We start from the raw sequence: 9,417 nt of genomic DNA, 5'->3' as shown, positions 1-9,417 counted from the left end.
TTGATGTCCGATCCTATCCCAGGAGGAATAATCCCAAGATAGAACCGCTCATTTCTAGGAGCCATTCCTGCACAAATCTTACATGGTGTGTAAGGACATTGTGAGTAATGGCTTGCTTTAACCGAATATCCGACGCCCAGAAGCCGCCAGAACCCGGAGCCGCCGCCCACATGTCCCTTCATCAATCTACAATGTCAAAGAACCTCACAACATAAACCGGACAGCTATCCCACCCCGTTCCTTGCGTTCCGGGGGACCAGCGTCCGTCTATGTCGGCGACCGCCGCTTCCGCCGTCCCAGTGGGGCAGCGCCGCGTCGGTGAAGGGGCATCTAGGTGGGCCAGCAGATTCAGGCAACCCTAAAAATGACAGTTTCGAGAAATTTCTGGATTTTTTTGTTTAAAGGTCTGGAAAATATGTGTTTTCTGTTTCCAATGCCCGGACACACGGGCCTTTTCGCCTGATGAGGGACCACGAACCCTCCGACCCAAAGCGAAGGCCCAACTCCGATCCCGGGCTGGATAGCCGCCAGTATCAGACGCCATAAAGCAAGGTAGCCTTCGCACTGCGCTCCCGCTCTGCTTCACGACAAAGCGAAAGCGCGCTTTCCCCCGGCCCTTGAGACGCTGAGCTTCCCGCACTTCGGAGTTGTTGAAAGCCGGCATGGCTGCTTCTATCAGCGATCCATGCGGCGGCGATCTTCATGACGGGCGGTATCCGGGACATTCTCGCCCGTCTGCGCGCGCCCAGCGACAATGTCGTGGCGCGAGCCAGACGCATGGTGGAGGCGCATGTGCCGGAAGAACGGCGCGGCCCAGGATGGGACCGGCATTGGCGGGAGCTGGAGGCCTATCTGGAACTGCCCGGACAATGGCCCTGCGCCGAGGGGAAAGAAAATGACGACTGACAAACTTGTCGACATGATCATTGCCCGGATGGTCCGCGATCATGGACGCAGCAAGCATCACTGGCGCAGGCTGGTAGGGCCGATCCGCCTCTATAGCCGTACCACGCACCCTCATTGCAACTGGTCTGCCGCGCCGACCGGCACATTCCAGGAGATCGCCGCGATCGAGGCCTTGCTGGATGATTGGCGCATGCGTTACCCGCTGCTTTCCAGTTGATCGTGGCTTGAGAAACAGCAAGCGATAAGGCTGCTTCCGTCCCTTCGACGAGCTCCCGGCTTGGATATTGACCGGTGGTGCCAAGGGATTGGCGTCGTCATCCTCGGCCTTCTCTATGCGCTCCAGGGTTCCACCGTCGGCGCGATCCTCATCGCCGCCGGGAAAACCTCTTTCCGGCGGCGTTACGTCGTCGCGTCCTTCCGCCGGATCCTGGGACGATTCGCTGCGCTGTCCGTTCTGCGTGCCGACCTCCTCTATTTGAAGACGGCAAGGTGGGATTTCCGGTCCATATCCATTCCGAAAGGCCGCGGCGCGTTCGCGCTTAACCTGCTTTATCGACACGGCACGGCCAGTTCCGTTCAGCTTAACCGTTGATAACAAAGCGGTTCAGGATCGACGCATGTGCCGCGTGGAATAAGCGGGTCAACGACAAGGTAAGAGGAGACCAGTCATGACCATTCGCAAAACCATGCTCGCCATCGCTGCTGCTGCCGCGACGCTTTCCGCAGCGGTTCCGGCAACGTCCTTCGCCCGCGACGACGGCTGGCATCGCTATGACCGTCACGAGCGGGTCCGCTATTCCGACCGCCGCGATTATCGCGACTACCGCTCCTATCGCGATGACCGCGGCTATCGTTGCCGCAAGTCGGGCGGGACGACGGGCCTGCTGCTGGGCGGTGTCGCCGGGGCTTTGCTGGGCCGCGCGGTCGACACCCACGGTGATCGGGCTCCCGGCACCATCATCGGCGCTGGCGCAGGCGCCCTGGCCGGCCGCGCCATCGACCGCAATTCAAGCTGCTAAGCAGGAATCAGGAAAGGCGGCGGCGATGAAGCTGCCGCCTTTCTTTTGCTGCTTCAATTTTCTGTTTTACTGCTCCTGCCGAGCCGACTGATTCTCTCCATCAGAGTAGAAAACGCCCTCGCCGCGTCCGAAAACCCGGCATCAGCGCAGGTCGATCCGAACATCGCTCAACATCCCGGTGAAGTCGGATGGAAACGGATAGTCGCCGACAGGCGATCCATAATCCGTCCCCACGTCGAGACCTTCATTAAGCGAGAAAATCCCCGGAAGTGTCCGGGGGAGATGGCCGGTCGCCACGACCTGCCCGTCGGCGAGCAGGGTCAGTACGCCCCCGCCACCCCTGACCTGCGGGGCGCCCTCATAATCAAACCGCGCCACCAGCGACTTCGTACCTGCCGCAATCGGAGATTGCGCGACGATGCGGTAATGCGCCGCCAATCCAAGATTATAATCGAAAGCGGGCCGTCCATCGCGCAGATAGAAGGCCCAGCCCCCCGTCATGCCTCCCTGGGTGATGAGCATGCCGTTGTCACGCGCAGTGAAGCTGCCGTCCGCCGCGATGGTCCATGACCGGTTGCGGATATTGGGCGCGATCGTTTCGGGAATGCCGATCGTACCGGGATACAGTTCGAAATGGGTCCGCGAGTCCGGCGGGCGGTTAGCGAGCCTTTCCCCTGCCCGCCAGTCGAGCGGCAGCACATTGTTGCGCTTCGCTTCCTCCCACCACAGTTTCTTGTACTGCTCGAGCCGTTCGGGACAGCGAGCGGCAAGATCATGGGCCTGGGTAAAGTCATGATCCAGATCGTAAAGTTCCCAATGAACCTTATCGGGATCCAACATGGCACGGTTGGCTTCCCACGGGTTTGCGAGCCGGGCCGATGCCATCCAGCCGTGATCATAGATGGCGCGATTGCCGAACACCTCGAAATATTGGCGCTGCCGCACCTCGGGCGCATGGGGCTCCGTCGCCACGGGGAGCAGGTTGACGCCGTCCAGCGGCTTCTGCGCAACGCCGTCGACGCTGGTTGGCGCCGTAACGCCTGCAGCGGCAAGAAGCGTCGGCGCAATGTCCGTCACATCGGTGAACTGGCTTCTGAGCGCACCCTTGTCGGCAATGTGCGCGGGCCACGACATGACCATGGGATTGCGCACCGCGCCAAGATGCGACACCACCTGTTTGTAATAGCGAAAAGGCGTATTGACCGCCCACGCCCAGCCGGCGGGATAATTGTTGTTATAGGCCGGACCGCCCAGGTCCGCCAGTTCGGCGGTCGTCACCTTCTCTTCCAACCCGTTTGCCGGCCCCAGTTCGTTCAGCGTACCATTCGCCCCGCCCTCCGCGCTCGCGCCATTGTCGCCCGCAATATAGACGATCAGCGTGTTCTCACCCCCTGGCATCGCATGGACGGCATCGATCAGCCGGCCCACCTCCGCATCGGTATGGGCGGCAAATCCGGCGAACACCTCCATCTGACGAGCGAAGATGCGCTGCGTTTCAGGTGGCAGGCTGTCCCATGCAGGAATTTCCGCCGGACGCGGGGTCAGCTCGGCATCCTTCGGCACCACGCCAAGCGCCTTCTGCCTTGCAAAGGCGGCGGTCCGATACGCGTCCCAGCCTTTGTCGAACTGACCCTTGAAGCGATCGATCCATGCCTTCGGCGCATGGTGCGGCGCATGCGTCGCACCGGGAGCAAGATAGAGGAAATAGGGCCGGTCGGGGCTGGCGGCCTTCACGCTCCTGATCCAGCCGATGGCGCGATCCGCAAGATCATGGGTGAGGTGATAGTCCGGGTCGCGCACAGGCGGCACGGGCCGGTTATTCTCGAACAGCAACGGCTGATGCTGACTGGTGCCCCAGGCGTTGAAGCCGTAGAAGTAATCGAAGCCAAAGCCGCCCGGCCAGTGATTGAAGGGCCCCGCAGGCCCGGCCTCGGCAGGCGGCGTGTTGTGGTTCTTTCCGAACATGGCGGTGGCATAGCCATTGTCGCGAAGAATGCGGGCAACAGGCACGGTACTCTGCGGAATGATGCCCGTATAGCCGTCATAGCCGGTCGCAAGTTCGGTGACGATACCGACCCCCGCGTTATGCGGATTGCGCCCCGTCAGGAGCGCGGCGCGCGTGGGCGAGCAGATACCGGCCGTATGGAAGCGATTGAAGCGCAAGCCCTCGGCCGCCAGCCGATCCATCGCAGGCGAAGGCACCGCGCCGCCAAAAGTCGCATATTGGCCGAAGCCGGCATCGTCGAGCATGATGACGACGATATTGGGTGCCCCTTTGGGCGCCGCGACAGGCTTGGGAAGCGATGCGGATGACGATTCCCGGAACGTCCGCCCGACCGTGCCGGTGAATGTCCTGTCCGGAAGCGGAAGCGTTGTGCGCGGCTCAGCAGCCAGGGCGGACGCGGCAAGCGACAGAACCAATGATGTGAACACCAATTTCATGCGGCACCTCCCGTGAATTTTTTCGAACCAGCAGATGCGGCATTGCCAACCGTCTCACCAGAATTATAACATGTGTATTAAACTGGACGTGGGCGCGCAAGCGGATATGGTGAAATGCCATGAGCCCTGCCGCTGTCCCCGTGAAACGACCCAAGTCGCGCGCCGTTATCGTCGATGTGGCGGAGCGTTTATGGGGCGAGCGCGGCCTCGACGCCGTGTCGCTTCGAGAGATCAGCGCCGCGGCTGGCTTGTCGAATCCGGCCTCGGTTCAATATCATTTCGGCGGACGCGACGGGTTGGTGAACGCGATCTATACAGGGCGGCTGCCGGCAATCGATGCGCGTCGCAGCGCCCTGCTGGCAGCGGCGCGCGTCAAAGGCAAGGAAGCGGATCTGCGCACTCTGCTCGATTGCCTGTTTCGCCCCCTTCTCGAACAGCAGGACGAGCGGGGCCAACACAGCTACGCCTCCTTCCTGCGGCAGGTCCTGCAATTCGAACCCGCCATTGCCCTGCGCGGCCAGGCCATGAGCTTGACGCCCGTGACGGTCGAGCTTCTCCTGCTGATCGAAAGAGCCATGCCGGACGTTCCACCGCAACTGGTGCAGCATCGGCTCATCGCAACGAACCTATTGATGCTTGACGTGCTGATCAGACACGACCGCGATCCCGAAGCGGAATTGCTGGTGGAAGAGATTTATGCCGATACGCTCGACATACTGGTGGCGGGCATCGCCGCATGCCCGACGACGGGAAATCCGAATGTGCGGCATGCGGCAAAGACGGACGGGGACTCCAACGAAATCTGATTACCTGTTCTGCATGGCCAGGATCGCTTGCGCCGAATGAACTGACTCATGGCGGCGCCTTCTTCTGCGAAGAAGTGTGTGGAACGGGTGCTTGTCACCCGGTTGCGCCGGGCCTGCACAGGCTCTAGCCTGGGGCGGAACTCCTTTCATTGAGCGTGCTTTCCTGTCGATGATCCCTGCTGTCCTGCGCTTTGCCCTCCTGTCGCTTGTCCTGCTTCTTGGCACCCTGCCTTCCGGTTCCGCCCTCGCGCTACCCGCGAACCGGCCCACCCCCGGCCATACCCGCGTAGCGATAGAGACCTCCGTGGGCACCATCGTGGTCGCGACCGACGATCGACGGGCGCCGATAACCTCCACCAATTTCCTTACCTATGTCGATGACGGGCGCTTCGACGGCGTGACCTTCTATCGCGCGGCGCGGCGCAAGAGCGATCCAGGGCTGGGGCTGATCCAGGGCGGGATCGACACCGACGCCCGCCGTTCGCTGCCGCCCATCAGGCATGAGCCGACGACGCAGACCGGGATCAGGCATCTAGACGCCACGCTTTCCATGGCGAGGCCCGACCGCGCCAATTCCGCCATGGGCAATTTCTTCATCACCGTGGGGCCGACGCCGAACATGGACGCGCGGGGCGATTATATCGGCTATGCCGCTTTCGGCCACGTCGTTGGCGGCATGGATGTGGTGAAGCGAATCCTTGCCGTACCGACCTGCTGCGGATCGGGACCGATGCGGGGGCAGATGATCATCAAGCCGATCCGTATCATCCGCGCAAGGCGGCTTGACGGCACGCCTCATCCGACGCGCGGGGTAAAGCCGTGGTTGTTGGGCCTCAGGCGCGAGCCGTGAAATCGGGCGGACGGCCGCTGCGATGCGCAGCTGACCAGTGCGCGGTGCCTCGCGGTCCTACCGGCCGTTATCCGCCAACAGGTCGACGCTCGTCTTGCCGCCCGGCACCTGGGTGAACAGCAGCAGGAAGGCGCTGCCGTCATCCTTGCGCGATCCGCCTAGCACATGGTCGCCGCCCATCACCCTGTGTTCGGCATCAAAGCCCGCGCGGCGAGCCTGGGTATAATAGAAGTCCATCACGCTTTGCCACGGCACCGGCGTGACGAATGTCGCCGCCCGCAGCGTGCAACCGTCCTTTTCCGCGCCCGCAGCTTCCATGAGTTGCGCGCCGGGATAAACGGCAAAGGGTTCAGGCAGGCGGCTGGCCCATTGCGCGCCATGGATCAGTTGCTCACGGCAAAGGGCATTGCCCCCCGGCTTCTTCTGTTCGGCGGCCACGGCAGCCAGCGCGGATTCGGACTCCTTTGCCTCCCCCAGAGCGGGCGCGGGCGTAGCAAGCAGCGACCCGCCAGCCAGCTTCACGGAGGCCGCCAGCGCCGTCGCGGCCTCTCCCTTCAACGCCGGCAGTTTTGCGGCCGCATTGGAGCTGCCTGCAAGCCGGGGATCGACCACGATCTGGTTGGCGAGCGCATCGACCGCATTGTTGGTGAGCTGGGCATCGAGCGCGTTCAGATCATCCTTTTTCTTGCCGCAACCCGCCAGAGGCAGGGCGACAAGCATCGCCAGAACACAGAAAGATCGAACAGGCGTCATCGCTTCACTCCTTCGTAAACAAGGGATGAAGAGTAGAGGTTAATTTTCCGTTAGGGATTTTGGTGAATCGCGAATTTTTTCCGGACGCCGGGCCAGTCTGCATCAACTGGCCCGGCATCTTGCCTTGTTTCGGCCGTTCTCACTCGCCATTTGTGCGGCCATGTTCAACATCCTGTCAGCCCTGATTGGCCTCATCACCCTGATTCTGATGATCCCGGCGGTTTTTCCGCTGCTGGGGGCACTGAACTGGCTGCTGGTGCCCATGGCATTGTTCGGCGCCTTTGTCGGCATGTTCTCCACGAAAAACGGGGGGCGTAATTTTTGCCTGATCGTGGCGGCGTTCGGCGCCCTGCGGCTGTTCATGGGCGGAGGCGTCCTCTGAATAATTTCCACCCATCCGAACAGGCGGTGCGGCAAGGCCTGCTCGCGGCCGTGGCGGCCTATGGCACCTGGGGACTGCTGCCGATCTATTTCAAGCTGCTGCATCATGTGGATGCGGTGGAGATCGTCTGCCAGCGCATTCTGTGGTCGCTGCTGTTGATCCTGACGCTATTGCTGGCGCGACGGAGCCTCCGCGAAGTGGGAGCGATATTGCGCGACCGGCGGCTCCTTTTCGCCCTTTCCGGATCGGCCCTCATGATCGGCATCAACTGGCTGACCTATGTCTGGGCGGTGAACGCGGGGCATGTCATCGCCGCCAGCCTGGGTTATTTCCTCAATCCGCTCGTCAACGTCGGGCTGGGCATGCTGCTGCTCGGCGAGCGGCTGAGGCTGGGACAACTGGCGGCGGTGGCGATCGCCGCAGTCGGCGTCGCCATCATGGCCGCAACGGCGCTGACGACGCTCTGGATCAGCGTGGCGCTGGCATTTTCCTTCGGCTTTTATGGACTGATTCGGAAAATGACGCCGGTTGCCCCCATGGTCGGACTGGGTGTCGAGACCTTTCTGCTGATGCCGCCGGCCATAGCCTATCTGTTCTGGCTGTCGATGCACGGCGGCGCCAGCTTTGGACAGGATGTGCCCACCACCACCCTGCTGATCGCAGCCGGCGCAGTTACGACCTTTCCTTTGGTCCTGTTTGCGATCGCCGCGCATCGATTGCCCATGGCGACGCTTGGCCTGTTGCAATATCTGGCGCCATCCATCCAGTTCCTGTGCGCTATCCTGCTGTTCGGCGAAAAGCTTACGATGGGACAGATGGCGAGCTTCGGATTGATCTGGCTCAGCCTTGTCGTGTTCGCGGCGGACGGCCTGAGCGCCGCCCGCCGCAACCACCTGGCAGCGGTTTAGGCGAACTCGGTCGCTTCGAAACGGACAGACTCACCCACTGCCTCATTCGCCAGTGCATCTTCCCACATGACGCGATGGCCGCGGATGATGGTGCCGACAGCCTTGCCGGTCAGGTCCATCCCCTCAAAAGGCGACCAGTTGCAGCGGGAGGACAGCCAGTCGCCACCCACCGTCCAGCGCTTCTTCAGGTCGACTACGGTGAAATCGGCGTCATAACCGATCGCGATGCGGCCCTTGCCCACCAGGCCGAAGACGCGCTGCGGCCCCGAAGAAGTCAGTTCGATGAAGCGACGGAGCGACAACCGCCCCTCCGCCACGTGATTGAGCAGCAGCGGGACCAGCGTCTGCACGCCCGGCATGCCGCTGGGCGAGGCGGGATAGGATTTCGCCTTCTCCTCGATCGTATGTGGCGCGTGATCGCTGCCCAGAACGTCGGGCACCCCCTGGTTCAGCCAGTGCCACAGCCCGTCGCGATGCGCGCCGGAGCGGATCGGGGGGTTCATCTGCGCATATGTGCCAAGACGCGGATAGGCATCCTCCGCCGCCAGGGTGAGATGCTGGGGCGTGACTTCACAGGTCGCGATATCCTTGTTCCGGCCGATATACTCCAGTTCGGCGGGCGTCGTCACATGCAGGATGTGGATGCGCCGGCGCGCCTTGCGGGCAAGATCGATGATCCGCCTGGTGGCGATCATCGCGCTTTCATCGTCACGCCACACGGGGTGAGACGACGGATCGCCTTCCACCCGCAGATCCTTGCGCGCGTTCATCCGTGCCTCATCCTCGGCATGGATGGCGACGCGGCGGGTGCCGCTGGCGAGGACACGGGACAATGCGTCGTCATCGTCGACCAGCAGGCTGCCGGTGGAGGCACCCATGAAGATCTTGACCCCCGAGGTGCCGGGTATCCGCTCCAGTTCCTTCAACTGCTCGGCATTGTCCGCGGTGGCGCCGACATAGAAGGCATGGTCGCACCACATACGATGATGGGCGCGTTTCAACTTGTCCCGTACCCGCTCGGCGGTGTCGGTGTTGGGATTTGTGTTCGGCATCTCGAACACGGCGGTGATGCCGCCCAGCACGGCGGCGCGGCTGCCCGATTCCAGATCTTCCTTATGCTCCAGCCCGGGCTCGCGAAAATGGACCTGGCTGTCTATGCAGCCCGGCAGCACGTCCAGGCCCGCGCAGTCGATCACTTCGCCCGCATCGCCCAGGGATGCGCCGATGGCGACGATCCTGCCGCCGCTCACGCCCACATCCACACTTTCCGCGCCGCCAGGGGTGTGCACGGTTCCGTTCTTCAGGAGGAGGTCGAAAGTCATGTCGGTCTCGCCAGCTTGGGGTGGGCTTG

Annotated in this window: 11 protein-coding genes; 8 read left to right on the top strand and 3 right to left on the bottom strand. The window is 62.4% G+C overall.

Translation table 11 applies throughout. The annotated features are described in order from the left end of the window. The first annotated feature begins 702 nt into the window (after positions 1 to 702). The 4 genes from MRBLSP13_RS20755 to MRBLSP13_RS20740 all read left to right on the top strand — a co-directional run bounded on the left by MRBLSP13_RS20755 (position 703) and on the right by MRBLSP13_RS20740 (position 1,925). Positions 703 to 906, top strand: a complete 204-nt coding sequence (locus tag MRBLSP13_RS20755; RefSeq protein ID WP_363736967.1) for a hypothetical protein — start codon at positions 703 to 705, stop codon at positions 904 to 906. Further along, the gene (locus MRBLSP13_RS20750; protein WP_363736968.1) at positions 896 to 1,123 is read left to right on the top strand and encodes a hypothetical protein; all 228 of its coding nucleotides are present in this window, start codon (positions 896 to 898) and stop codon (positions 1,121 to 1,123) included. The genes MRBLSP13_RS20755 and MRBLSP13_RS20750 overlap by 11 nt, the downstream gene beginning before the upstream one ends. Before the next feature lie 60 nt (positions 1,124 to 1,183). Then, on the top strand, positions 1,184 to 1,498 hold the full coding sequence (locus MRBLSP13_RS20745; protein WP_363736969.1) for a hypothetical protein: 315 nt from the start codon (positions 1,184 to 1,186) through the stop codon (positions 1,496 to 1,498). 76 nt (positions 1,499 to 1,574) lie between these two features. Next, a complete protein-coding gene (locus tag MRBLSP13_RS20740; protein ID WP_363736971.1) occupies positions 1,575 to 1,925 on the top strand; it encodes a glycine zipper domain-containing protein in 351 nt (116 codons plus the stop codon). Between the two features lie 141 nt (positions 1,926 to 2,066). On the opposite strand, the gene MRBLSP13_RS20735 is transcribed toward MRBLSP13_RS20740, so the two are convergent. Continuing rightward, entirely contained in the window at positions 2,067 to 4,367 is a 2,301-nt protein-coding gene (locus MRBLSP13_RS20735; RefSeq protein WP_363756419.1) for an arylsulfatase, read from the bottom strand. A 119-nt stretch (positions 4,368 to 4,486) separates the two neighbouring features. On the opposite strand from MRBLSP13_RS20735, the gene MRBLSP13_RS20730 reads away from it, so the two are divergent. Next, entirely contained in the window at positions 4,487 to 5,173 is a 687-nt protein-coding gene (locus tag MRBLSP13_RS20730; protein ID WP_363736975.1) for a TetR/AcrR family transcriptional regulator, read from the top strand. Between the two features lie 169 nt (positions 5,174 to 5,342). Next, positions 5,343 to 6,023, top strand: coding sequence for a peptidylprolyl isomerase (locus MRBLSP13_RS20725; protein WP_363756417.1), 681 nt, complete (start codon positions 5,343 to 5,345; stop codon positions 6,021 to 6,023). A gap of 57 nt (positions 6,024 to 6,080) precedes the next feature. Here MRBLSP13_RS20725 and MRBLSP13_RS20720 read toward each other — a convergent pair whose 3' ends face one another. Continuing rightward, positions 6,081 to 6,776 carry a hypothetical protein gene (locus tag MRBLSP13_RS20720; protein WP_363736978.1) on the bottom strand — a complete coding sequence of 232 codons (696 nt, stop codon included), beginning with the start codon at positions 6,774 to 6,776 and terminating at the stop codon, positions 6,081 to 6,083. A gap of 160 nt (positions 6,777 to 6,936) precedes the next feature. Here MRBLSP13_RS20720 and MRBLSP13_RS20715 point away from each other — a divergent pair, with 160 nt between their 5' ends. Beyond that, positions 6,937 to 7,158 (top strand): hypothetical protein, encoded by a 222-nt coding sequence (locus tag MRBLSP13_RS20715; protein WP_363736980.1) that lies wholly within the window; start codon positions 6,937 to 6,939, stop codon positions 7,156 to 7,158. Positions 7,159 to 7,184: 26 nt separating this feature from the next. Next, a complete protein-coding gene (gene rarD, locus MRBLSP13_RS20710) occupies positions 7,185 to 8,066 on the top strand; it encodes an EamA family transporter RarD (protein ID WP_363736982.1) in 882 nt (293 codons plus the stop codon). Here the strand turns inward: rarD and MRBLSP13_RS20705 are convergent. After that, on the bottom strand, positions 8,063 to 9,388 hold the full coding sequence (locus tag MRBLSP13_RS20705; RefSeq protein ID WP_363736984.1) for a dihydroorotase: 1,326 nt from the start codon (positions 9,386 to 9,388) through the stop codon (positions 8,063 to 8,065). The two genes, rarD and MRBLSP13_RS20705, sit on opposite strands and share 4 nt — an antisense overlap. Between the last annotated feature and the right edge of the window lie 29 nt (positions 9,389 to 9,417).

This window comes from Sphingobium sp. LSP13-1-1.1 (genome assembly GCF_040676415.1).
Taxonomy (GTDB): Bacteria; Pseudomonadota; Alphaproteobacteria; order Sphingomonadales; family Sphingomonadaceae; genus Sphingobium.
This window is presented reverse-complemented; position numbering and strand designations above follow the sequence as displayed.